Source organism: Pantoea sp. CTOTU50773, from assembly GCF_032082325.1.
Taxonomy (GTDB): domain Bacteria; phylum Pseudomonadota; class Gammaproteobacteria; order Enterobacterales; family Enterobacteriaceae; genus Pantoea; species Pantoea communis.
Map to the genome: position 1 here is coordinate 1 of NZ_DAMDQC010000067.1, position 22,705 is coordinate 22,705.

At 49.3% G+C, this 22,705-nt stretch carries 20 protein-coding genes; 15 read left to right on the forward strand and 5 right to left on the reverse strand.

The features are described 5' to 3' along the window. The 7 genes from RT340_RS12360 to RT340_RS12390 all read left to right on the forward strand — a co-directional run. A partial coding sequence (locus tag RT340_RS12360; protein ID WP_313376258.1) for a DnaB-like helicase C-terminal domain-containing protein occupies positions 1 to 721 on the forward strand: 721 nt, incomplete at its 5' end. Positions 722 to 849: 128 nt separating this feature from the next. After that, positions 850 to 1,341, forward strand: a complete 492-nt coding sequence (locus RT340_RS12365; RefSeq protein ID WP_034826932.1) for an Lrp/AsnC family transcriptional regulator — start codon at positions 850 to 852, stop codon at positions 1,339 to 1,341. 230 nt (positions 1,342 to 1,571) lie between these two features. After that, positions 1,572 to 2,186, forward strand: a complete 615-nt coding sequence (locus tag RT340_RS12370; protein ID WP_034826930.1) for a YitT family protein — start codon at positions 1,572 to 1,574, stop codon at positions 2,184 to 2,186. Between the two features lie 48 nt (positions 2,187 to 2,234). Further along, on the forward strand, positions 2,235 to 3,428 hold the full coding sequence (locus tag RT340_RS12375) for an amino acid aminotransferase (RefSeq protein ID WP_097119024.1): 1,194 nt from the start codon (positions 2,235 to 2,237) through the stop codon (positions 3,426 to 3,428). A 560-nt stretch (positions 3,429 to 3,988) separates the two neighbouring features. Next, on the forward strand, positions 3,989 to 4,738 hold the full coding sequence (locus RT340_RS12380; protein WP_211729073.1) for a hypothetical protein: 750 nt from the start codon (positions 3,989 to 3,991) through the stop codon (positions 4,736 to 4,738). Further along, complete coding sequence (locus tag RT340_RS12385; protein WP_211729074.1) at positions 4,725 to 5,279, forward strand: ImmA/IrrE family metallo-endopeptidase; 555 nt, start codon at positions 4,725 to 4,727, stop codon at positions 5,277 to 5,279. Before RT340_RS12380 ends, RT340_RS12385 begins: the two co-directional genes overlap by 14 nt. A 1-nt stretch (position 5,280) precedes the next feature. After that, positions 5,281 to 6,315: a beta family protein gene (locus RT340_RS12390; RefSeq protein WP_211729075.1), complete on the forward strand. Its 1,035-nt coding sequence runs from the start codon at positions 5,281 to 5,283 to the stop codon at positions 6,313 to 6,315. On the opposite strand, the gene RT340_RS12395 is transcribed toward RT340_RS12390, so the two are convergent. Beyond that, complete coding sequence (locus RT340_RS12395) at positions 6,298 to 6,924, reverse strand: sce7726 family protein (RefSeq protein WP_211729076.1); 627 nt, start codon at positions 6,922 to 6,924, stop codon at positions 6,298 to 6,300. The two genes, RT340_RS12390 and RT340_RS12395, sit on opposite strands and share 18 nt — an antisense overlap. A 326-nt stretch (positions 6,925 to 7,250) precedes the next feature. On the opposite strand from RT340_RS12395, the gene RT340_RS12400 reads away from it, so the two are divergent. Further along, entirely contained in the window at positions 7,251 to 7,607 is a 357-nt protein-coding gene (locus RT340_RS12400) for an MmcQ/YjbR family DNA-binding protein (RefSeq protein WP_160834076.1), read from the forward strand. On the opposite strand, the gene RT340_RS12405 is transcribed toward RT340_RS12400, so the two are convergent. Beyond that, on the reverse strand, positions 7,608 to 8,672 hold the full coding sequence (locus tag RT340_RS12405) for an NAD(P)-dependent alcohol dehydrogenase (RefSeq protein ID WP_034826924.1): 1,065 nt from the start codon (positions 8,670 to 8,672) through the stop codon (positions 7,608 to 7,610). A gap of 290 nt (positions 8,673 to 8,962) precedes the next feature. Beyond that, positions 8,963 to 11,794 (reverse strand): excinuclease ABC subunit UvrA, encoded by a 2,832-nt coding sequence (gene uvrA / locus RT340_RS12410; RefSeq protein WP_211729077.1) that lies wholly within the window; start codon positions 11,792 to 11,794, stop codon positions 8,963 to 8,965. Between the two features lie 222 nt (positions 11,795 to 12,016). Between uvrA and ssb1 the strand changes: the two genes are divergently transcribed. The 3 genes from ssb1 (at position 12,017) to RT340_RS12425 (ending at position 16,008) form a co-directional block, all read left to right on the forward strand. Next, a complete protein-coding gene (gene ssb1, locus RT340_RS12415) occupies positions 12,017 to 12,568 on the forward strand; it encodes a single-stranded DNA-binding protein SSB1 (RefSeq protein ID WP_034826920.1) in 552 nt (183 codons plus the stop codon). Between the two features lie 114 nt (positions 12,569 to 12,682). After that, positions 12,683 to 14,779 (forward strand): RecQ family ATP-dependent DNA helicase, encoded by a 2,097-nt coding sequence (locus tag RT340_RS12420; protein WP_211729078.1) that lies wholly within the window; start codon positions 12,683 to 12,685, stop codon positions 14,777 to 14,779. Further along, positions 14,779 to 16,008 carry a DNA-processing protein DprA gene (locus RT340_RS12425; RefSeq protein WP_097118953.1) on the forward strand — a complete coding sequence of 410 codons (1,230 nt, stop codon included), beginning with the start codon at positions 14,779 to 14,781 and terminating at the stop codon, positions 16,006 to 16,008. Before RT340_RS12420 ends, RT340_RS12425 begins: the two co-directional genes overlap by 1 nt. Before the next feature lie 55 nt (positions 16,009 to 16,063). Here RT340_RS12425 and RT340_RS12430 read toward each other — a convergent pair whose 3' ends face one another. Next, a complete protein-coding gene (locus RT340_RS12430) occupies positions 16,064 to 16,591 on the reverse strand; it encodes an isochorismatase family protein (RefSeq protein WP_097118954.1) in 528 nt (175 codons plus the stop codon). A 124-nt stretch (positions 16,592 to 16,715) separates the two neighbouring features. Between RT340_RS12430 and RT340_RS12435 the strand changes: the two genes are divergently transcribed. Together RT340_RS12435 and RT340_RS12440 are read left to right on the forward strand one after the other, a co-directional pair. Further along, a complete protein-coding gene (locus tag RT340_RS12435) occupies positions 16,716 to 17,546 on the forward strand; it encodes an AraC family transcriptional regulator (protein ID WP_211729079.1) in 831 nt (276 codons plus the stop codon). Between the two features lie 72 nt (positions 17,547 to 17,618). Beyond that, positions 17,619 to 18,572: a DMT family transporter gene (locus tag RT340_RS12440; RefSeq protein WP_058960082.1), complete on the forward strand. Its 954-nt coding sequence runs from the start codon at positions 17,619 to 17,621 to the stop codon at positions 18,570 to 18,572. A 903-nt stretch (positions 18,573 to 19,475) separates the two neighbouring features. Here the strand turns inward: RT340_RS12440 and RT340_RS12445 are convergent. Further along, entirely contained in the window at positions 19,476 to 19,871 is a 396-nt protein-coding gene (locus RT340_RS12445; protein ID WP_097118957.1) for a transposase, read from the reverse strand. Between the two features lie 527 nt (positions 19,872 to 20,398). On the opposite strand from RT340_RS12445, the gene RT340_RS12450 reads away from it, so the two are divergent. After that, entirely contained in the window at positions 20,399 to 21,655 is a 1,257-nt protein-coding gene (locus RT340_RS12450) for a polysaccharide biosynthesis C-terminal domain-containing protein (RefSeq protein ID WP_058960083.1), read from the forward strand. 8 nt (positions 21,656 to 21,663) lie between these two features. After that, complete coding sequence (locus RT340_RS12455) at positions 21,664 to 22,614, forward strand: ATP-grasp fold amidoligase family protein (RefSeq protein ID WP_034826903.1); 951 nt, start codon at positions 21,664 to 21,666, stop codon at positions 22,612 to 22,614. Positions 22,615 to 22,705: the final 91 nt, after the last annotated feature.

Below are 22,705 nucleotides of genomic sequence, written 5' to 3' on the forward strand. Positions count from 1 at the left end.
TCCGTCGATGGGTAAAACCACTTTCGCCATGAACCTGTGCGAAAACGCCGCGATGCTACAAGACAAACCGGTGCTGATTTTCAGTCTGGAGATGCCCAGCGAACAGCTAATGATGCGTATGCTGGCGTCATTGTCGCGCGTGGACCAGACGCGCATTCGTACCGGCCAGCTGGAAGACGAAGATTGGGCGCGCATCTCTGCCACCATGGGCATCCTGCTTGAGAAGAAGAACATGTTTATCGATGATTCTTCTGGTCTGACGCCCACGGAAGTGCGTTCGCGCGCGCGCCGCGTGTTTCGTGAGAATGGCGGTTTAAGCCTGATCATGATCGACTACCTGCAGTTAATGCGCGTGCCGGCGCTATCGGACAACCGTACGCTGGAGATCGCAGAGATCTCGCGCTCGCTCAAGGCTTTGGCGAAAGAGCTGAATGTTCCGGTGGTGGCGTTGTCGCAGCTTAACCGCTCACTGGAGCAGCGCGCCGATAAACGTCCGGTGAACTCGGATCTGCGTGAATCGGGTTCGATCGAGCAGGATGCTGACTTGATTATGTTCATCTATCGCGATGAGGTGTATCACGAAAACAGCGATCTTAAAGGGATCGCCGAGATCATCCTCGGTAAGCAGCGTAACGGCCCTATCGGCACAGTACGATTGACCTTCAATGGCCAGTGGTCGCGTTTTGATAACTACGCAGGGCCGTCTTACGACGACGAATAATCCTTTCCAACGAGATGCATGCACGATTTGTGCATGCATTTCACGTCATCAGAAAATAGTGTTGGACAACCTTGGCTTTAATCAGGTTATCTGTACCAAAGCGCACCCTATAACGCTGTGGAAGCAGAATGACTCAGGTAGACGATTACGACCTTAAGATATTGACACTATTACAATCTAACGGCCGCCTTACCAATCAGGAACTCAGTGATTTAGTCGGTCTTTCGGCGTCTCAATGTTCACGCCGCCGCATCAATCTCGAACAGGCAAACCTCATCCTCGGCTATCACGCACGGCTCTCCCCGGACGCGGTGGGTCTTGGCATGGTGGGCTTGATTGAAGTGCGTTTAAAGAATCACACGCCAGATTATGAAGAGAGTTTCCATCGCATGGTGGCAGAGGAGGATGCGATTGTTGATGCCTTTAAAACCACCGGTGATGCTGATTATCTGCTGAAAGTGGCCGTGGCTGATTTAGCCTCGCTGAGTGCGTTGATCAGTCAGCTGGTGGCTGGCCATCAGAGTGTGGCCCATGTGAAAACCTCCGTGGTGTTGAGCCGTTTAAAAGAGAACGGCTTGATGATTATCCCCGAGCACAAAACGCGCCAAAAAAGTGCATGATGTGCTAATCTGGTGCAATTAACGCACATTGAATGCAAACAACGCGCACCAGAAAACAGATTTGTGCATGAATCAACGATTGAAGCTTGGGTTGATGCACAAAAACCTGCAATAAAAGCGCCTTAGATATCAATTGGATAATCGCTGGTACCCCATAGGTGGCGACTTAGCGCCGCCTATGTGGTGCGTTTTTTGCATTTGAACCGCATCATTTGCACTGAGATTACTCCATGGATAACGTTGTTCAACCCACTAAAATTCCTCATTCACGTATTGAAGATGCGCTGGCGATAGTGCTCGGCACGTTAATGGTTTCCTTTGGCGTGATGATGCTGAAACAGGCGGGCGCGCTGACTGGCAGCACTGCAGGTATCGCGTTCTTAATCAGCTATCTGACGCACCTCTCTTTTGGTAGCGCATTTTTCCTGATTAACCTGCCGTTTTACTGGCTGGCAGTGCGCCGCATGGGCTGGGAATTCACGATTAAAACGTTCTGCGCGGTGGGGCTGGTTTCACTGTTCACACACTTGCATCCGATGTTCATCCATTTTTCTGCGCTAAATCCGTTTTATGCGACATTGTTCGGTAACGTGGTGATGGGGATTGGGTTTATAGTGTTGTTTCGTCACAAAGCCAGTCTCGGCGGTATCAATATTTTGGCACTCTGGCTGCAGGACCGCATCGGTCTGCGCGCCGGCAAACTGCAAATGGCGGTAGATACCTGCGTGGTACTCGCTTCGCTTTTCGTGGTGTCGCTACCGATACTTTTGGCCTCAATTGCGGGCGCGGTGATCCTCAATCTCATCATCGCTATGAATCATCGTCCCGGCCGCTACATGGTTTGATGACGCCTCTTTACCGACTATTTATGACCAATCATGGAGATCTGCACCGTGTTTCAAAACGTTGATGCTTATGCTGGCGATCCAATTCTGTCGCTGATGGAAACCTTCAAACAGGACCCACGCGACAATAAAGTGAATCTGAGCATTGGTCTCTATTACAACGAGGCGGGCATCATTCCTCAGTTGCAAGCCGTGGCTGCCGCAGAAGAACGCCTGCAGGCGCAACCGCATCAGGCGTCACTTTACCTGCCGATGGAAGGCCTGGGCCCATACCGTAATGCGATTGCACCGCTGCTGTTTGGCAAAGAACACCCGATGCTGAAGGCCGGCCGCATTGCTTCCATCCAGACGTTGGGTGGCTCCGGTGCACTGAAAGTAGGGGCGGATTTCCTCAAGCGTTACTTCCCGAACTCAAATGTTTGGGTGAGCGATCCGACCTGGGAAAACCACATCGCAATTTTCAACGGTGCCGGTTTCGACGCACAGACTTATCCGTGGTACGACGAAGAGACCAACGGCGTGAAGTTTGATGCGTTTATTGCCAAGCTGAAAACGCTGCCGAAGCAATCTATCGTGCTGTTGCACCCATGCTGCCACAACCCGACGGGTGCGGATCTGACGAACGCACAGTGGGATGAAACCACCGAAGTATTGAAAGCGCAGGAACTGATTCCGTTCCTCGATATCGCTTATCAGGGCTTTGGTGCCGGTATGGAGCAGGATGCTTACGCGATTCGCGCGATTGCGGCTGCAGGCTTGCCAGCACTGGTCAGCAACTCATTCTCGAAAATCTTCTCGCTGTACGGCGAGCGCGTTGGCGGCCTGTCCATCGTGTGCGAGAGCGCAGAAGAATCTGCACGCGTGCTGGGTCAGCTGAAAGCCACCGTGCGTCGCAACTACTCCAGCCCGCCAAACTTTGGTGCGCAGGTGGTTTCTTGCGTACTGAACGATGAAGCACTGTTGAACAACTGGCTGGCCGAGGTGGAAGCCATGCGCCTGCGCATCATCGAAATGCGCCAGACGCTGGTCAACGTATTAAGCACCAAGCTGCCAGGCAAAAACTTTGATTACCTGCTGAAGCAGCGCGGTATGTTTAGCTATACCGGTTTAAGTGCGCAGCAGGTTGACCGTCTGCGTGATGAGTTCGGCGTGTATCTGATTGCCAGCGGCCGTATGTGCGTGGCTGGCCTCAACAGCCGTAACGTTAACCAGGTGGCTGAAGCCTTTGCTGCCGTGATGTAACGCACTACGCAGCACGAGAAAACCGTCATGCCTCCGGGCTGGCGGTTTTTTTATGCGCGTAATCGGGTGCCATCGCCTTTACCTTTGGCTGACTTGCTGAAAACTTAAACGTTGTCATGACGTTAGGGATTTTTCTGTGGTTTAATCAAATGTTACGGCTTGAAGGCAAAAATGCTGGGCATCGTACAGGGGCGCCCAATCAGTGTACCGGGCTGAAGCATTTACAATTGCAACACACCTTAGCGTTATTGCGTTGTTTAGGAATTGAACTCTACGATGCGCAGCGATATGGTGTGCGGACGTCGGCTAAAAGGCAGAAAGTAGTATGTAGATTTGATGAGATTTTGGATGGGGTAAGATCTTAAGATACTGGTATTCCGAAATTTATAAGTTTTTTGAGTAATGTCTGTGGCGTAAAATAATCAGGAATGATAATGTATTAACAATGTTGAAATACTCTGTTACTTATCATTCAAGTTAATCCACCATGACATAATATCTACTAATGCTGGAATTTACTTAATTTGATTTCTGAGTTGTTTTAAATAGGCCTCATAATTATGACAAACAAAGCTGATGATTTACCTATTCAAAGTAGCAATAATTCTAAGCCTTTTACCGAAGGATTTCATGCAAGAAGCGTTACTTTCGCCACGATAATATTCTGTTGCCTTAGTACTCTACTTTTTTTGCTATTTTTCTTTCATTTAATATTAGGCCCTGCATTTTATAAATACATTGGCATGGCGGATAGTTATATACTTAAAAAGCCAGAGTCTATCAAAGATCCATTAATGTTACATAACATCGGTGAAATGGTATCTACAGGGACTATATTGAGCTTGGATGATTTTTGGTCATTTCAGAGTAACCTTTATCAGGTTATAATTACGTCATTAATTGCTATTAACGGAATTATTGCAGCATTTTCTTTCTTTATAATTAAAACATCTTCAATAAATAAAGCTAGAGAAGAGGCAAAAGCCGAAGCAGTTATCGAAATGAAAAAATATATTGATAGCACAATGTTTAGTAATTTTTTAATTGATGTAGTTAACAAAAAAACAGATCTTGTTATGAATCCTAAAATCAAAGATATGCAAGAGGATTTCTCAGGTTTAATTGATGCTGCGCAGCAAATATTAGCTCGCTTGGAAAGTGATGAATTCATAATAAAGAAATTGAAGAGTGATAGCTCAGAATTTAGTAGAAGTTTAAGAATCATTATGCAGGAACTTTCAGAAAGAGATGAAGTTGACAATGAAGGCGCAGATTTAGTTTTGGGAGACAGAACGCATGGCATTTCTTAAAGGAAAAATGAAGGAGAAAGTTAAATCACTTAACGAATCTCCGTTAAATGAATATACATTGAACTCGCCAGCTGAGTTGCTCGATTTTGCCGATAAAAACAATATCAGAGTAATACCTCTAGATGTTTCTTCTTTGACTAAACTGCTTGGTATTACCATGAGAATGGAACCAATGAAAGGAGATGAGTCAGGCTCTCTGAAACGTGGAAAAGATGGAGTATGGGTGATGACTATAAATTCTCTACATCATCCACATAGGCAACGTTTCACCATTGCTCATGAATTGGCTCATTTCATAAAACATACCATAATATCGGATGAATTCAATGATTCAGTATTTTTTAGAGATGGTAAGATAAATAAAATTGAAACTGAGGCAAATAAATTTGCTGCCGAACTATTAATGCCAGAGACTGATTTTCATAATTTTATCAATGAGAAGTCAAAAACTGTAGAGGATATTGCTTTATATTTTCAGGTTTCTTCCATGGCAGTTCGTTTAAGAGCTAAGCAGTTAGGCTATAAGGGGCATAATTTATAACATGGATAAATTTATATATTTTCCTCTACTTAAAACTCGTGATGCGGAATTGAAGGCTATCTCGAATTTAGATGATAGGACCTTTTCCCATACACTTCCAATATACGAATTAACTAAATCTCGTAAAACTACTGTTGCTCCTGATGGTGATATTCATCGTAAAATGTCATCCATTAGAGATGTTCAGAAGGATAGGCCATTTATTCTTGACTTGACATCTAATGAAAAATACATCAATCCTCAGATTGAACAATTACTTGATGAAAATGATGGGTTTAGGGAGTGGCGTTATTTCATTGGGCTATATTCAGATCTTAATATTATTCCAATGATCCATATTTATGATGAGGATGATCTATCTGATACTGAAAAGTTTGTTAATTTGGTATCACAAGAAAAAAAATATTTAGCATTGCGTGTTCCTCATGATTTGGAAGATTATAAAAAATTTATAAATCCAATTGTCAATCAGTTAAGCTTGGGTTGTAAGCTAATTATTATATTCGATGCTGAGCAAGTTTCTTCTGAAAACATGTATGATGTTAGTGACTCACTTATTTATGCATGTAAAAATATCGAGGAATATTCTCATAAGATCGACACTATTGTCATAGTATCAACATCGTTCCCATTATCTCCTGCGTCAATTGGAAATGATGATCATGGTGATGTTCCAATAGTGGAGGAAAGAATTTTTCATTCCGTTTCTAGGGAATATCCTGTTAAATATGGCGATTATGCTTCAATTAACATTGAACAAGTAGAAATTCGAGGCGGGACTTTTGTTCCTAGAATCGATATTGCGTTGGATGATAAGTTTTTTTATAAAAGATATAGACGTGACAAAGGAAGTTATTCACTTTGTGCGAAAAAAGTCCTTGAAGATAAAAGGTATGTAAATTTAGGATCTTGGGCTGATAGTGAAATAAACAAAGCTTCAAATGATGAACCCTCAGGGATTAGCCCATCTTTTTGGATTTCTGTTAGGATGAACTATTATATGAGCACGCGAGTTATGTTAAGAAATAAATTTTGATATCTTATCTGATGGCATCCTGGTGATTGTAAGGATGTCGTCGGAGGATATTTTATTACCTATCTCCGATTTAAAAACTTTAAAACGATTTTCTGAATATTTAAGTAGGCTTTTTCTAGATGTATCTCTTATAAATTTAAGGCTTTTTTGTGATGAAAGTGTTAAGCAAAGCTCATATTTTGATAGCTTCAATTTATATTTGGTTAAATATTTGAGTTCTTCAACTGATAGTGTACTAGCAAGCATTATTTTACTGTGATTTTTATTTTGAATTGGCTTTCTCACTGCTTTGCAGAAATTATCATAAACAACAATTATACCTATGCTACGAGGTAAGATATCTCTAATGGATTTCAAGTTCTCTTTTTCACAAACAACGTAGCAATAGTCGAAATAGTCTTTATAACTAAGTATTTGATAGTCAAGCCTAGAAGTGTTATCGGAAGCCCCTTTAATTTCATAGGATGTTGCCATGTTCTCATGCAATGAAATTAAGTCAGCTCTGCGAGAGCCAAAATTAAAACGGAACTCAGAGGATAAAATCGCATCTGTATCTCCGAATTCAAGAAGAAATTCTACTAAGCGAGTTTTTATTTCAATTTCTTTCATTTCACATAAACTTATTGAATTACCTATTCTATTATACCAAAATACTGTTTTTATGTACAGGGTGTTTTTTGAAGGTTTAAACTTTAAGATTGTTGCTTACTTTTAAATAAACCTCAAAGATATTGTGTTTTTTTTATAAATTTTTTCGTATGCGCATCTTCTGCGATATCATTTTCTAAATTAAACAAAAACTTCATGAGGCACTATTTATTCTGATTTTTTGAGATTAGACGACTTATCTGGAGCGAATTGTTTTTTATGAGTCATACTAAATGTGTATTCATTATGTTGGCATTTTTTTGCCATTCCATAGGGGGAATAAAACAATGAACATTTCGGACCTCCTCACCTACTGCATGAGTAAGCCGGGTGCGGAGCAGAGCTATAAAAATGAATGGGATGCCACACAGGTAAAAAGCGAAGGCGTACTGTTTGCCATGGTGCATGAGGTGAAAGGGCGTCCGGCGCTGTCGTTGAAAACCTCGCCTGCGCTGGCCGATTTATTGCGCGAAGAGCACAGTGATGTGTTTCCGAGTGAGCATTTAAATAAGTCGCACTGGAGTACGCTGTGGCTGGATGGCTCGCTGAAGGATTCGCAGATTTATTATCTGGTGGAAGCTTCCTGGCAACAGGCTGACGCCACGCGTGCGGCGGGCGTCAGCCATGATGAAGACGCGCGCTAATTAAGCTGCTGACTCTTCACGCAGGGTGTTGATATCAATCACGAAGCGGTATTTCACGTCGCTTTTCAGCATACGTTCGTAGGCTTCGTTAATCTGGTTCATGGCGATCAGCTCGATATCTGAAGTGATACCGTGCTTGCCGCAGAAATCCAGCATCTCCTGTGTCTCAGCGATACCACCGATCAGTGAACCGGCAATGCTGCGACGTTTGAAGATCAGATTAAAGACCTGTGGAGCCGGATGATCGTGCTCTGGCGCGCCCACCAGCGTCATGTTGCCATCGCGTTTCAGCAGGGCAATAAACGGGTTGAGATCGTGCTGAGCAGCCACGGTGTTGAGGATGAAATCGAAGCTGTTGTTGTGCTGCGCCATTTGATCAGCATCTTTCGAAATCACCACTTCATCAGCACCCAGGCGCTTACCGTCTTCAATCTTCGATGGTGAGGTGGTGAACAGCACCACATGCGCACCCATCGCATGCGCGATTTTCACGCCCATATGGCCGAGGCCGCCCAGACCGACGATGCCCACTTTCTTACCTGGACCGACGTTCCAGTGACGCAGCGGTGAGTAGGTGGTGATACCGGCACACAGCAGCGGGGCAACGCCTGCCAGCTCAAGGTTTTCCGGCACGCGCAGCACAAAGCTTTCATCAACCACCATGCTGGTGGAGTAACCGCCGTAGGTGATGGCGCCGGTTTCGCGATCTTCACCGTTATAGGTGCCAACAAAACCGTTTTCGCAATACTGCTCCAGTCCTTCCTGGCAGCTTGGACAGCTGCGGCAGGAGTCAACCATACAGCCGACACCGACCAGATCGCCCACTTTGTATTTGTGAGTGTGGCCGCCAACGGCGGTAACGCGTCCAACGATCTCATGGCCTGGCACCACCGGGAAGATGGTGTTTTTCCATTCGTTGCGCGCCTGATGCAGGTCAGAGTGGCAAACGCCACAGTACAACACTTCAATCTGCACATCATGAGCGCGCAGCTCGCGCGGCTTATAGTCGAACGGGGCGAGTTTAGTTTTCGCGTCCTGTGCGGCATAGGCATGCGTAATATTCATGGTGTCTCCAATCGGGTGTGTCGTGAGTGTTTTGCGGGATCCCGTTCAGCGAGCTGAAGGGACAAAGGCGTAACGAGCTACGCCAAAAAGGAACTGTGTAAGGATAGTCAGCAGGATGAGATGCGTATATGCCTGAAGTTGTCTGATTCTTGCCTGTTTCTGCATTTTGCTGCGGAATCTGACAGCGAGGTATCAGGCCCGACTGACTGCAATATTCAGCGAGTAAACTAGAGAGTGCGGCGTCTGTGGATTGAAAGAAATAAGAAGGCCCGCACTGCGGGCCTTCAATTTTACTTCTTCTTCAACATCGGCTTAAGGAAGCGAGCGGTGTGGGATTTTTCACACTCCGCCACGGTTTCTGGCGTGCCAGAAATCAGGATTTCGCCGCCGCCGCTACCACCTTCTGGGCCGAGATCGACAATCCAGTCAGCGGTTTTGATCACGTCGAGGTTGTGTTCAATCACCACAATGGTATTGCCCTGATCGCGCAGCTGATGCAGCACTTCCAGCAACTGCTGAATATCAGCAAAGTGCAGACCCGTGGTTGGCTCATCAAGGATATAGAGCGTCTGCCCGGTACCGCGTTTCGACAGCTCACGCGCCAGTTTCACACGCTGCGCTTCACCGCCTGACAGCGTGGTTGCAGACTGACCGAGGCGAATGTAGGACAAGCCCACGTCGATCAGCGTTTGCAGTTTACGCGCCAGCGCAGGGACAGCATCAAAGAACTCACGCGCTTCTTCGATAGTCATATCCAGCACTTCGTGAATGCCTTTGCCTTTGTATTTAATCTCCAGCGTTTCGCGGTTATAGCGTTTGCCTTTGCACTGATCGCACGGCACATACACATCCGGCAGGAAGTGCATTTCGACCTTGATCACGCCATCGCCCTGGCAGGCTTCGCAACGTCCACCGCGCACGTTAAAGCTGAAGCGTCCTGGATTGTAGCCACGGGAACGAGCTTCCGGCACACCGGCAAACAACTCACGGACCGGGGTGAAAATGCCGGTGTAAGTAGCAGGGTTCGAGCGCGGCGTACGGCCAATAGGGCTCTGGTCAATGTCGATGACTTTATCGAAATGCTCAAGACCGGCGATCTCGCGATAAGGTGCCACCTCCGTGGTGGTCGCGCCGTTCAGCTGACGCTGGGCAATCGGGAACAACGTATCGTTAATCAGCGTGGATTTACCGGAACCGGATACACCGGTGATACAGGTAAACAGACCCACCGGAATCGTCAATGTGACGTCTTTCAGGTTGTTGCCGCGCGCACCGGTAAGTTTCAGCACTTTTGCCGGATCGCCTTTCACGCGTTGTTGCGGAATGGCGATTTCGCGCTTGCCACTCAGATACTGACCGGTCAGCGAAGCTTCGTTAGCCATAATGGCATTCACGTCACCCTCAGCCACCACCTGACCGCCGTGCACACCCGCGCCAGGACCGATATCAATCACGTGGTCAGCGGCGCGAATCGCATCTTCATCGTGCTCGACCACAATCACGGTGTTGCCGAGATCGCGCAGGTGAATCAGCGTACCAAGCAGACGTTCGTTATCGCGCTGATGCAGACCAATTGAGGGCTCATCCAGCACATACATCACGCCCACCAAACCCGCACCGATTTGACTTGCCAGACGAATACGCTGCGCTTCGCCGCCAGAGAGGGTTTCTGCGGAACGCGACATCGACAGATAATTCAAACCGACATTAACGAGGAAGCTCAGGCGATCGCCGATCTCTTTCAGGATTTTTTCGGCGATCTGCGCACGCTGCCCGCTCAGTTTCAGATTGCGGAAGAAGTCGGTGGCATGGCCAATACTCATATCAGAGATGGTCGGCAGGTTGGTATTCTCAACAAATACATGGCGTGCTTCACGGCGCAGGCGTGTGCCTTCGCAGCTGGTGCAGGAGCGGTTGCTGATGAATTTCGCCAACTCTTCACGCACCGCATTGGATTCCGTCTCTTTATAACGGCGTTCCATGTTGTGCAGCACACCTTCAAACGGATGACGACGTACCGAAGTGTCGCCCCGATCGTTGATGTATTTAAATTCGATACTCTCTTTGCCGGAACCGTACAGAATCACTTCACGCGCTTTGTCGCTCAGGCTGTTGAACGGCGCTTCGACATCGAAATCCAGATGCTCTGCCAGCGAGCGCAGCATCTGGAAGTAATAGAAGTTGCGGCGATCCCAGCCACGAATTGCACCGCCAGCCAGTGACAGTTCAGGGTTCTGCACCACCCGATCGGGATCGAAATACTGCTGCACGCCGAGCCCATCACACGTTGGGCAGGCACCAGCCGGGTTGTTGAACGAGAACAGGCGCGGTTCCAGTTCACTCATGCTGTAGCCACAAATAGGGCAGGCAAAGTTAGCCGAGAACAGCAGCTCTTCGGCATCGCTGTCATCCATGTCGGCGACGATGGCGGTGCCACCACTCAGTGCCAACGTGGTTTCAAAGGATTCGGCTAAGCGCGTTGCCAGGTCATCGCGCACGCGGAAGCGGTCCACCACGACTTCGATGGTGTGTTTTTTCTGCAGTTCCAGCTTTGGCGGATCGGAGAGATCACAGACTTCGCCATCGATACGGGCGCGGATGTAGCCTTGCGCCGCGAGGTTTTCCAGCGTTTTGGTGTGTTCGCCTTTGCGATCTTTCACCACGGGTGCCAGCAGCATCAGACGACGGCCTTCTTCCTGCGCCATCACCTGATCCACCATCTGGCTCACGGTCTGTGCTGCCAGCGGAACATCGTGATCCGGGCAGCGCGGCTCACCCACACGGGCAAACAGCAGACGCAGATAGTCATGGATTTCGGTAATGGTCCCGACCGTCGAGCGCGGGTTATGCGATGTGGATTTCTGCTCAATAGAGATAGCGGGCGAGAGACCTTCAATATGGTCCACGTCCGGTTTCTCCATTAATGAAAGAAACTGGCGCGCATAGGCCGAGAGCGATTCAACATAGCGACGCTGACCTTCGGCATACAACGTATCAAACGCCAGCGAAGACTTACCGGAACCCGACAGACCGGTGACCACAATCAGCTTATCGCGAGGGATGATCAGGTTGATATTCTTCAAATTATGGGTGCGAGCACCGCGGACTTCGATCTTATCCATTCACCTTTCCCGGATTGAACAACACTCGCCATGCCTTGCCAGCATGACCAGCAGAAACGCGTTAGTATGGCACAAAAAATAAACTGAATAAATATCCAGTGTTTTTGCTATTCTGTGTGCCAAATAAAAATTGCGAGCCTGCTCTGAAGTGGGCACCGTCATTGTGACGTGATACAATTTTTGGCTTAGACTTTTAGCATCAACTCATCGGGAGACAGCAACATGGCCAGTCGTGGCGTAAACAAAGTGATTCTTGTCGGGAATCTGGGTCAGGATCCGGAAGTGCGCTACATGCCAAATGGTGGCGCGGTAGCCAACATTACGCTGGCCACGTCGGAAAGCTGGCGCGACAAGCAAACCGGTGAAAACAAAGAGATCACTGAATGGCACCGCGTTGTGCTGTTCGGCAAACTGGCTGAAGTGGCGGGTGAATACCTGCGTAAAGGCTCTCAGGTTTACATCGAAGGCCAGCTGCGTACCCGTAAATGGCAGGATCAGAGCGGTCAGGAAAAATACACCACCGAAGTGGTTGTTAACGTTGGCGGCACCATGCAGATGCTGGGTGGACGTCAGCAGGGCGCGAACGCAGGCGGCGCACCGATGGGCGGCCAGGGCGGCGGCAATAACAACGGTTGGGGCCAGCCACAGCAACCTCAGCAGCAGCCTCAGGGCGGCAACCAGTTCAGCGGCGGCGCACAACAGCGTCCGCAGCAGCAGAGCGCACCGGCGAACAACGAACCGCCAATGGACTTTGACGACGACATCCCGTTCTGAGTCAACGCTCACGCATAACTACTCGCTAAGGCCTCGTTTTACGGGGCTTTTTTGTATCTGGCTCTCAGGTTTCTCAATCAAAAGAAGGGACGCATTTCCCATCAAGGAGTGATAATGAAACAGCATCAGGCAGAAGTGTTATTAAAAACCGCACTGGCGGATGAGCAGGCTCAGTTTCGTCGTGGGCAGTGGGAAGCGATTGATGCTTTGGTCAATCATCGACAGAAATTATTGGTGGTGCAGCGCACTGGATGGGGTAAAAGCTCCGTCTATTTTATCAGCGCCAAAATTTTTCGCGATCGCGGTATGGGTCCGACCATCATTGTTTCACCGCTACTGGCGCTGATGCGTAACCAAATTGAGTCGGCTCGTCGACTGGGTATTGTTGCTGAAACCCTCAATTCTTCGAACAGCAGTGCCTGGTCTTCAGTGACACAACGGGTGCTGGACAATCAGGTCGATTGTTTACTCATCTCTCCAGAACGTCTCGCCAATGATCAATTCATCGAAACCGTACTGCAGCCGATTGCCAACCGTATCGCGCTCATGGTGATTGACGAGGCGCACTGTATCTCCGATTGGGGGCACGATTTCCGTCCTGATTATCGGCGCATTGTCAGCATCTTGCGGCAACTACCGGCGAATACGCCAGTGCTCGGCACCACCGCTACCGCCAATAATCGTGTCGTTGCAGATATACAGCAACAGATGGGCGACATTGTGATTCAGCGCGGTGAGCTGATTCGTAAAAGTCTGGCGCTGCAAACGCTCATTTTGCCGAATCAGGCCTCTCGCCTTGCCTGGCTGGCGCAGGTCATTCCCTCTCTTCCGGGAACCGGTATCGTCTATACGCTCACCGTGCGGGATGCCGAGCAGGTTGCGGCCTGGTTACGCACGCAGCACATTGATGCGCGCGCCTATCATGGCAGCGTTGAGGCCGCTGGTTTCGACAGCAGCAACGACTATCGTCAACACCTTGAGACCTTGCTGCTAACTAACCAATTGAAAGTTTTGGTGGCGACCACCGCACTGGGAATGGGATATGACAAACCTGATTTGAGCTTCGTGCTGCACTATCAGGCACCCGCTTCCATTGTTGCTTACTACCAACAGGTAGGGCGTGCAGGACGTGGCATCGACCATGCGGTTGGCGTGCTGATGTCAGGCGGTGAAGATCGCGATATTCACCAGTTTTTCCGGCAGTCTGCTTTTCCAGCAGAAACTCAGGTATATGATATTTTGCAACTGCTGGAGGAGAGTGATGGGTTGTCGATTCGTGATATCGAACAGCAGACCAATCTGCGCCAGGGGCAAATTGAAAAAGTGCTGAAATTGCTCAGCGTTGAGAATCCTGCTCCGGTGATTAAGGTCAAATCCCAATGGCGGAGAACGCCGGTCGCTTATCTGCTGGATCGCGAACGTATCGTGCATCTGACGCAACAGCGCGAGCAAGAGTGGCAGGAGGTGCAGCGTTATATCTCACAGCGCAGTTGCCTGATGACGTTTCTGCGATTATCACTGGATGACACAGACCCCGTATCCTGTGGCAAATGTGCCAGCTGCCTCGGTCGACCTTTGATTGACCCGCAGGTGGATGCGACACTGGCTCATCAGGCAGCGACCTTTCTACAGCGCGCCGAAACGGTGATTTTGCCCAAAATTCAGGTGGCTGCTCAGGCATTTGAAGAGTACGGTTTTCGCGGCAATTTACCTGCCGCTCTGCGTGCGCAGGAAGGTCGGGTGCTTTCGCGCTGGGGAGATGCCGGATGGGGATCTCGCGTAGTGGCCGAGAAAGCAGCCGGTCATTTCAGTGATGAACTGGTTGCTGCCATAGTGGAAATGATTGAACAGCGCTGGCAGCCAGCACCTGCTCCACGGTGGGTTTGCTGCGTACCGTCGTTGCGTCAGCCTCAATTGGTAGCGGATTTTGCCCGCCGATTGGCACAGCGACTCGGCATACCCTTTGTCGATGCACTGCAGAAAGTGAAAGATAACCCTCAGCAACGTCTGCAGAATAATCGCTTCCATCAATGTCGTAATCTGGATGGCGCATTTTCCACCAGCGCTGACCTGCCTGCCACTGCCGTGTTACTGGTAGACGATATTGTCGATTCAGGCTGGACGATGGCAGTGACTGCAGCCCTGCTTCAGCAAGCGGGTAGCGGCATTGTCTATCCACTGGCGCTGGCAACCTCAACGGTGAAAGAGTGATGAATTTATCTCCTGTTGCACAGGCAACGCTTTTGTTAACCAGCGACTTCTCGCGCCAGAGTGAGGATGAGGTGAAGCCGCTAGGTAATGCTGAATGGGGGCGATTCGCCCTGTGGCTGAAACAACAATCTGCAACACCCGCCGATCTGCTCGGCTCTGGTGCTGATGTCATGCTAGCCAGCTGGGTTGATTCTCATATCACGCGCGAGCGTATTGAAGCGCTACTGAGCCGTGGACATAGCCTGGCGTTAGCGATTGAACGCTGGCAGCGTGCGGGGTTGTGGGTGTTAACACGTTCTGACGCTGAATATCCAAGGCTGCTAAAGCAACAGCTGCGCACTGACGCGCCGCCGGTGCTATTCGGCTGTGGTGATATCACTCTGTTAAATCACCCAGGCCTTGCGGTGGTTGGGTCAAGAAATGCCAGCGAGCGGGATTTAACGTTCAGTCGTCAGGTTGCGGCAAGAATTGTCTCTGCGAATATAAATCTGATTTCGGGTGGTGCACGAGGCATTGATGAAGCCGCGATGCTGGGCGCTTTGCAACATAACGGAGCCGTCATTGGTGTTCTCAGTGATAGTCTGCTCACCGCTGCGACCAGCGCCAAATGGCGTAAAGGTCTCATGGCAGGAAAGTTATTGCTGCTTTCGCCTTTCTATCCGGAAGCAGGCTTTACTGTGGGTCACGCGATGGCGCGCAATCGATATGTTTATTGCCTGGCGAAGAGTGCGTTGGTCGTACACGCGGGTCACAAGGGCGGTACGCTGGCTGGTGCGGAAGAGAATCTGCGCAAGAAATGGGTACCGTTGTGGGTTAAGCCGACCGACGATGTACAGGCCAGCAACGCCCAACTGGTCACACAGGGTGGGCAATGGTGCGCTGCTCACCCCGATGACATTGATGTTGCGCAATGGATGACGACTCATCGTCATCAGCCTTACCAGCAGGATGATCTATTGAGCGGCGCATGGCACACGATGCCCGACAAGATCGCGGATGCTAATGTGGCTCAGGAACCAGAAGGAATCTGGCATCCATCCGATTTTTACCTGATTTTTCAGGCGCAATTGCCTGCACTGGCCGCCTATCCGGTCACGATTGAAGATCTGGGCTTGCGAACCGGTCTGCATCAGATTCAGCTGACTGAATGGTTGCAGCGTGCGGAGCATGAGGGGCTGATTGAACAGCTGGCAGGATCAAACCGTTATCAATGGAAGCGTAAAATCTAGCTGCTGAATGCCGCCCATAATGGAAGCCGGACAATTCTGCCCGGCAAAGTGACTGCTAATGCGGCCGCCACTCCCGCAAAATTACCTCAGTATCACGCACTAACACCGGGTTGCCCGGCAGAATCAAATCCGCCCAGATTTCATTGTGCTGATTGATCTGCTGTTGTGCGGAAACGTAAGTCCGGTCAGCGGTGGTATGCGCATCGGCGGCAACGGTGATGTGATAGCCCAGGCTGGCACCCACTTTGATGGTGGTATCCACGCAGTAATCGGTCGCGCAGCCGCAAATCACAAAGCTCTCAATGCCATGTTGATCAAGCTGAGCCGCCAGGTCGGTTTGCCAAAAACTGTCACAGGCGGTCTTGTTAACGTAGATCGCGTTGGCTGGCTGATCCAATTCCGGCACGATCTGCCAACCTTCGCTGTTTACTTCGAGGCCTGGCTCAACGTGCTGAATGAAAATCACCTGATCGGCCGCTGCCGTCAGTTGATTGATGCGCTGACAACGTCCGTCACGATCAAAACGTGGCGAAGCCAGCACGCCGTTTTGCATATCCACTACCACGACAACCCGATTAGCCATCACTGCCTCCTTTATATAGAGGATGACAGTATCGCGATTGTTACGCATGCAGGTAAAGCAAATCTGTTTTGCATTTCAGCTCGCCGCCGCGCATGCTAATTAACCTGTTTTTAGGAGGTGTGACGTGAAGGTGGTTCCGGAAATCTTTCCTGATAAGTGCGATCAGGCGCAGTTCCAGCATTTTGCTGAACTGCCGGGTATCGAGCTGTATCAGGCGCACATCTCGCGTTACGCTTTTGAGCCGCATACCCATGAAGCCTTCGGTATCGGCACCATTGAATCGGGTGCACAGCGTTTTCGCTACCGCGGCACGCACTATACGGCACCGCAGCATTCACTGGTAATGATGAACCCTGATGAATTGCACACCGGGGAATCGGCCTGTGATGAGGGCTGGCGTTATCGCATGATCTATATTGATCCGCAGGAGATGGAGCGGCTTACCGGCGATCGTCACTGGTGGTTTAGTGAGGCGCTGCGCACAGATGTCCGCCTGGCGCAGCCCTTTTCCCAGCGACTGGCACAGATGTGGCAATCCACCAGCGCGCTGGAACGCGAGAGTCTGTTGCTGGAACTGCTGGAGCTATTACGCCCGCTGGCACATCAGGGAAAATCCCGACCCGAAGAGGGCGCCCATCGCTTTGATGCGGTAAAAGCCTATTTGCGTGAAAACCTGGCGGAGCCGGTTCGTCTTGATGAGCTGGCCGCCCTGGCGTCTTTGTCGCCGTGGCATTTTCTCCGCAGTTTTAAACACCACTTCCATGTTACGCCACATCAGATGCTGATGGCCTTTCGCCTGTTCGAAGCCAAGCAACGTTTAGGAATGGGAGAAAGCGCGGCTTCGGTAGCGGCGGCTGTTGGATTGACCGATCAGGCACACCTCACGCGCGCGTTTGCTCACCGTTATGGCATCACGCCAGGGCGTTATCAAAAGCAAGTTTTCCCCTCACGTTAACCGCAATCTGCTACAAGCCTTTATTATCCGGTTACGCCACACTGCGGCGGAAAGGTCATAAAGGAAAAGAGAATGTTTGCTGGAATCGTATTTGCACTTGCCGCAGGACTGATGTGGGGGCTGATTTTTGTCGGCCCACTGTTGATCCCAGACTATCCGGGCACCCTACAATCAGCCGGACGCTATGTGGCATTCGGTCTGGTCGTCTTGCCGCTGGCGTGGCTGGATCGCCGCCGTCTTAAACAACTGGCGCGCAAAGATTGGCTGGAGGCGCTGAAATTATCGCTGGTCGGTAATCTGCTCTATTACGCCTGCCTCGCCAGCGCTATCCAGCGCACCGGTGCGCCCATCTCGACCATGATAATTGGCACCTTGCCGGTGGTCATCACCGTGACGGCCAACCTTTGCTACGGCCATCTTGAAGGGCGACTTTCCTGGCGTAAACTCTTTCCGGCGCTACTGATTATTGCTGCTGGCCTGGGCTGCGTGAATGCCGCTGAGATGCAAATGCAGGGACCGGAATTTGACTGGTCGCGCTACCTGACAGGGCTGTTACTGGCGATTTTAGCGGTCGCCTGCTGGACCTGGTATCCGCTGCGCAATGGCATCTGGCTGCGCGCGCATCCACAGCATAAAGCCGGTAGCTGGGCAACGGCACAAGGGTTGGTGACCTTACCGCTGGCGCTGGTGTTCTATTTATTCGTGTGCGGTCAACTTTACTGGCAGCAGCCTGAGTTCGCTCTGCCATTTGGCCCACAGCCCACGCGTTTTCTCCTCATCATGCTGGCGATTGGGCTGATATGTTCATGGTTAGGCACGCTATGCTGGAATGCGGCCAGCCAGCGTGTGCCAACGGTCATCATGGGGCCGCTGATTGTGTTCGAAACGCTGGCGGGTCTGCTGTGGACCTTCCTCTGGCGACAGAGCTGGCCGCCGCTGCTCACTGGCATTGGTATTGGCTGTCTCATCGTTGGCGTAATCTATGCCATGCGTATTAAACCGCAGCCGAAAGTCAGCGCGCTTTAACATGAATTTCTGGCTGCTGAGTAGAGGGGCTCAGCAGCCCTTTCTTCAGTTTTTTTAGGAATTTGCCCCCTCTGTTTTGCGCTCCTCTTCGCCATTTATATCCTCAGTCACCACCGCGATATAACTTTCCCTCGCTTATCCTTGCCTGTTTTTACCCCACTTTGTCATAACTCATGTTGCATTCAGGGGGGCAATCCTGTCACTCCAGCGGGTGGAAACGAGGTGATAACCCGCGGGGAAGGGTAAAAAAAACGGCTTCGGGAGGGTTAAAAAGGTGTTCTATCTGCATTTTTATTGCGATTTGGCACTGAAAATCACCGCTTTAAGCCACCATTTTCTCAAGATGCTGCACCGGTGTTGAGAAACATCCGCTGAATTTGCATGAAAAAATGATTAAACACAGCGATGAATTAACGGGCGATATTTCCCATAAGTCGCCATTTTTTACTGTTATTGTTTAGGAGTGATAACGTTTCTAATCCGGAACAATCCTGGTGCGATTATCAGCGCATCACTCTGGCAAAATAGTGAGCTGTGATCATCACCTGAAGTGACAGGTCCAAAAAAAATAATAGTTTCTGTGAGGGCGATTACATGTCGTTGTTCATGATGGCTTAACAGATTTATCGGTATTCAGTCCTGATCATTAATATCAATTAAGTAATAAAACGAAGCGCCAATCTCACCGTAATGAGATTGGGCTGCGTATGAAAGGCTTGAATAGCGAGACTTTTGCTGATGTGAATCAATTTTACCGCAAAAAAGGAAGCAAATCCGCGATGATATTCATCAGGAAAAATTGGTGCGAATTGTTATGTTACGAACGCCGAATTAAATGATCTTCATCTCTTCTGGTAAGAACAAATCTCAGCATTAAGTCAAATAACAACGGTCTTAATGGTGTTAGCGATTATCGGAGCCTGAAGGATAGTGGTAAACGCTGCGGCTAATATCCAGCAAACGACAGCTGCGACGCGTTCCAATGTCGAAGGTGGTTTGAAGGAAGTTAACGGCTTGCCGCTTCTCATTTGTAGTGAAGAAGTTTTTCAGCACGCTTTGCAGCATCTCTTTATCGGAACTCAACGACTGCAGTTCACGGGTAAGGTTTTGTAGTTGATCCTCCAACTCTTTGATTTTTCTGCCTTCTTCTGAAGAAAGCCCAGAGAACTTTTTCTTCCAGCTGTAGAAGGTGGCCTCGGAAATGCCAAGCTCTTCACAAATCTCCCTGACTTTCACTCCCGTTTCAGAAGCTTTAATGGCATTTGTGATTTGCTCTTCGCTATATCGTGACTTTCTCATAAATGCTCTTACCTTTCTTATCAATTAGTGGATGAGAATTACTGTATTAATATCTGGTACTGCAAAAAGAGTATTAATGCAGTATTAAAGTGCGCGATTAGAATTGCGAGGTTTAAATTAAGTTATTTAGAATAAATATCATCATGGGATAAATCTTATTTTATTCTGAATGTCATTGAACGCCTTCCTGGCTTTGGGTTTTTGATATAGATTCATTCCATCCCAAATGCAGAAAAATACTACAATCATTGGAAATACGGCATAACCTGTTTGTGAAAATCACAGGGTGTGCCAGTAAACCTTTGCTTCGAATTCAGGCTGAAATCGTTTACATCCGCAGAGTTTCGCACCAGGTTTAATCGGAATTTTCCTGAATTCATTCAAAGAATCCTGACGGGAGTCTCATTTTTCGGACCAGTTTGGTTTGAAGTTATTAATTTAAGTCAGGCCCACTGAGCGCTTGTTAATTCATTTCAAGGACGTTGTACCGAAAGGCAGTTGCTGTAAGTAATACTAAGGATCAGTCGATGAAATTGAGCGTAATGTCTAATGCCGCCTGGATGATGTCTGAGAAGATCGTCTCGGTGTTTGGCGTCATATTTGTGACCTCCTACGTGGCGAAGTCATTTGGCCCGACCATATTCGGTCAGATGGCGTTTTCAACCTCGTTGTTCTCGATGGTACAGACCGTAGCGATTTTCGGTACCGAAACCATCCTGTTCAAACGCATCAGCAAAAGTGCGCCGAAAGGCCTGCGGCTGATGGCGGTGGCCCGCACCATGCGGTTGGTCTTGTTGTTGCTGACCTCCATCCCGGTGTTGATTTGGGTGTGGTACAACATGCAGGAAAATTTCCTCGCATTTGCCCTGGCCTCGTTTATCTCCTCCGTTTTTGTGACGCAGGATACGTTCAGCGTTTATAACAATGCGCGTCTGGCTTCCCGACTTAATACCGTGGCCAACTCGGTCGGCCTGCTCTTGGGCTTTACCCTGAGTTTCGCCATTGCCTGGCTGCATCTCAATCCCTTGTGGCTGACGCTGTCGATTGTCATGGTCACGCTGGTGCCGTACGTCATTAAACGGTCTAACTTTTACCGCGAAAACCAGGACATGGCGCCACCGCAGGAGAAGCGCAATACCTACCTGCGTTATCTGCTGTACGCCGGTTTACCGTTGGCAATTTCCAGCATCTTCATTTCCGTGCAGGTTAAGGCGGCCCAGATGTTTCTGGCGGGTATAGCCTCCGCTCGCGATCTCGGCCTGTTTGCTGCCGCCAATACCATTTCGGCGTCCTGGATATTCATTCCGGTTGCCATCATCACTTCCTGCTTCTCGGAGATCTTCCGGGAGCGCGGAGCAGCCGCCATCAAGCTCACTGCGCGGCTGAACGGCTATGTCATGGGTGTTTCATTGTTGTTGTTAGCGGTGATCGCGCTGTATGGCGAGCAAATCATCATCGCTTTGTATGGTCACGAGTACACACAGTCAGGGAGTCTCATTACGTTACTGTCGTTAGCAACCTGCTTTTCGGCAATGGGGACCGTAGCGTATCGCTACATGGTGAAAGAGGGCGGATTTAACTATCTGCTGAAGAAGATCATCTGCCTGATGGTGATCAGTCTGCCGCTGTCGTGGTGGCTGATCCAGGGCTACGGCATCATGGGTGCCGCCTGGAGCGTCTTCATCTCTGAACTTCTGTCCCTCACCGTAATGAATTACTTCTTCAATAACGGCGTCATTCAGAAGATTCAAGTTTCCTCACTCAACTACAAAACCTACAAATGAGGTCCGATATGCTCAAGTTGAAAGATGAACTCAGAAGAAGTGTCCAGTACTTCATCAAGAAGATGCCCTGGGCTTACCAGGACCGCATCTATTACTTTCATAAATTCCGTAAACTGCCCAATTTGCGTCAACCGAAAGTGTTTAATGAGAAGGTGCTGTACCGGAAATTCGTTTTTGGCGATTACCAAATCTATGGCCGCCTGTCGGATAAATATTCGGTGCGCGAATACATCGCCGAGAAAGTGGGCAGCGAATACCTGATCCCATTGGTGTATGAGACCAGCGACCCGCACTCGCTGCATACGCTGCCGAGTTGGAAGAACACGGTAATTAAGCCCAATCACGGCTCCAATATGGTGGAAATCCTGCTGGAAGAGCCGGATGCGCTGAAGAAGCAGAAAATTATCAGTGACTGCCATCGCTGGTTGAAGACCGACTTTGCCAATGAAGCGCGTGAGATTCACTATCGCTACATCAAGCCGCGTATCCTGGTGGAGCAGTACATTGGTGATGGCAAAACTGCGCCGATTGATTACAAGTTTCACATGTTCAACAAGCGTGACGGCAGCTTTGAATATGTGCTGCAGGTGATTTACAACCGATGTAACCCGTTACTGTCGATGAATTTTTATGTGAACAACCTCAATGAGGCGTACCACAAAATTCGCGATACCGGGCTGGATGTGAATCCACAAATGGCGCAGTTACAGCACGCATTAGCGCTCAGTAAAACCCTGGCGAGCGATTTTGATTATGTGCGTGTGGACTGGTATATCGATGGTGATCGGATTTACTTTGGCGAGCTGACGTTTACGCCAGGTGCCGGGTTAGTGACCGGGTTGGACCGTGGATTAAACCAGATGATGGGTGATATGTGGATTCAAGACCGCCGCGGTACGCAGATACCGGGTGTGACGGTGCCGGAAGTCGCTATTCCAGCCGTACTGAAGAAAATTTGAGTATCACACAGCAAAATAAAAAACCCCGCTTAGCGGTAATGCCAGTCAGTTAAGCCTGACTGGCATTTTTTCTTCTGGCTGTCGGATATTT

Excerpts from the sequence above, each read along its gene's own strand:
- RT340_RS12440 (WP_058960082.1), top strand. The coding sequence starts at position 17,619 with ATGTTTGCTGGAATCGTATTTGCACTTGCCGCAGGACTGATGTGGGGG.
- RT340_RS12425 (WP_097118953.1), top strand. The coding sequence starts at position 14,779 with ATGAATTTATCTCCTGTTGCACAGGCAACGCTTTTGTTAACCAGCGAC.
- RT340_RS12455 (WP_034826903.1), top strand. The coding sequence starts at position 21,664 with ATGCTCAAGTTGAAAGATGAACTCAGAAGAAGTGTCCAGTACTTCATC.
- RT340_RS12405 (WP_034826924.1), bottom strand. The coding sequence starts at position 8,672 with ATGAATATTACGCATGCCTATGCCGCACAGGACGCGAAAACTAAACTC.
- RT340_RS12430 (WP_097118954.1), bottom strand. The coding sequence starts at position 16,591 with ATGGCTAATCGGGTTGTCGTGGTAGTGGATATGCAAAACGGCGTGCTG.
- RT340_RS12370 (WP_034826930.1), top strand. The coding sequence starts at position 1,572 with ATGGATAACGTTGTTCAACCCACTAAAATTCCTCATTCACGTATTGAA.
- RT340_RS12400 (WP_160834076.1), top strand. The coding sequence starts at position 7,251 with ATGAACATTTCGGACCTCCTCACCTACTGCATGAGTAAGCCGGGTGCG.
- RT340_RS12420 (WP_211729078.1), top strand. The coding sequence starts at position 12,683 with ATGAAACAGCATCAGGCAGAAGTGTTATTAAAAACCGCACTGGCGGAT.
- uvrA (WP_211729077.1), bottom strand. The coding sequence starts at position 11,794 with ATGGATAAGATCGAAGTCCGCGGTGCTCGCACCCATAATTTGAAGAAT.
- ssb1 (WP_034826920.1), top strand. The coding sequence starts at position 12,017 with ATGGCCAGTCGTGGCGTAAACAAAGTGATTCTTGTCGGGAATCTGGGT.
- RT340_RS12390 (WP_211729075.1), top strand. The coding sequence starts at position 5,281 with ATGGATAAATTTATATATTTTCCTCTACTTAAAACTCGTGATGCGGAA.
- RT340_RS12445 (WP_097118957.1), bottom strand. The coding sequence starts at position 19,871 with ATGAGAAAGTCACGATATAGCGAAGAGCAAATCACAAATGCCATTAAA.
- RT340_RS12395 (WP_211729076.1), bottom strand. The coding sequence starts at position 6,924 with ATGAAAGAAATTGAAATAAAAACTCGCTTAGTAGAATTTCTTCTTGAA.
- RT340_RS12380 (WP_211729073.1), top strand. The coding sequence starts at position 3,989 with ATGACAAACAAAGCTGATGATTTACCTATTCAAAGTAGCAATAATTCT.
- RT340_RS12365 (WP_034826932.1), top strand. The coding sequence starts at position 850 with ATGACTCAGGTAGACGATTACGACCTTAAGATATTGACACTATTACAA.
- RT340_RS12450 (WP_058960083.1), top strand. The coding sequence starts at position 20,399 with ATGAAATTGAGCGTAATGTCTAATGCCGCCTGGATGATGTCTGAGAAG.
- RT340_RS12385 (WP_211729074.1), top strand. The coding sequence starts at position 4,725 with ATGGCATTTCTTAAAGGAAAAATGAAGGAGAAAGTTAAATCACTTAAC.